At 67.5% G+C, this 1101-nt stretch carries 1 protein-coding gene; it reads right to left on the reverse strand.

What is annotated here, in order from left to right; all coding sequences use genetic code 11:
- Nucleotides 1-343 precede the first annotated feature (343 nt).
- The coding region (locus ABTU92_RS29615) for a peptidylprolyl isomerase (protein WP_408095118.1) at nucleotides 344-1101 on the reverse strand (758 nt) is incomplete at its 5' end.

The raw sequence follows: 1101 nt of genomic DNA on the forward strand, positions 1-1101 counted from the left end.
CCGATCAGGGTGCCGACGATCATCAGAGCCGCCATGAACCACCTCTCGCGAGAGCGTATCGGCGGGTTCCTAACGAACGATTAATGTATGATAACTATGTTATCGATGGTGTCCGGTCGAATATGACGGCATGTCGCCGAATGTTCATGCGACGCCGTCCTCCGACACGACATGCGCATTCGCCCGGGTCAGGCAGGCGCTCTGCGCCGCCGGGTGATGCGAAGACGCGCACGGTGTCGGACCACGGATCGATGCTGCGCGATCGGCGCGCGGACGGGTCTCGCCGGACCTCGCTCGGACCCGCTCCGGCGACGCCGTGTCGGCTCCGACACGACGCGTCGGATCAGCGCGCCTCTTCGGCCAGCCCCTCGACCAGCTTCGAGAGCGCCAGCTCGTTGACCGACGCGGGATACTGCTTCAGCAGCTCCGCCACATAGGCGCGCCGGTTCGCTTCGACTCGCTCCTCGCGGATACGCTGCACCAGCGTGTCGCGAACCTCGGCGAGCGGCCTCGTCTGGGCCGGCTTGGTGTCGATCAGCTTGAGGATGTGCCAGCCGTCGTCGAGCCGGATCGGATCCGTGTAGGCCGCCTTGGCGAGGCCTGTGATCCGGTCGCGGATCTCGGGACGCAGCTGCGCCTCCGTCAGCCAGCCGATCTCGCCGCCCTTCTCGGTGCTGTCGGCGTCGTCCGACTCGCTCTTGGCGATCGCCGCGAAGTCGACGCCCGGCAGCTTCAGCTTGCGCGTCACCTCGTCGACCTTCTTGCGCGCCTTCTCCTCGGTCGCCTTGTCGGCGTCCTTGGGCACGGCGACGAACACTTGGGCGAGCTGGAACTGGCGCGGCACCAGAAGCGCGCTGGCATTGGCCTCGTAGACGGCCTTGATCTCCTGCTCGCCGGGAAAGTCCGCGGGCGGCGTGGTGAGCGATTGGAGATAGGTCTCGACGATCACGCTTTCCCGCAGGCGCGCGAGCTGCGCCGTGACGTCGGGCCGCTGCTCCCACTTCTTGGCGAGCGCCTCCTTGAGCACCAGCCGGTTCGCCAGCAGCGACCGCACGGTCTGGCTCAGCGCCGCCGGGTCGCGCGCCAATGCGGCCTTCTGGC

The organism is Rhodoplanes sp. SY1, assembly GCF_046000175.1.
In the GTDB taxonomy this organism is placed as follows: Bacteria; Pseudomonadota; Alphaproteobacteria; order Rhizobiales; family Xanthobacteraceae; genus Rhodoplanes.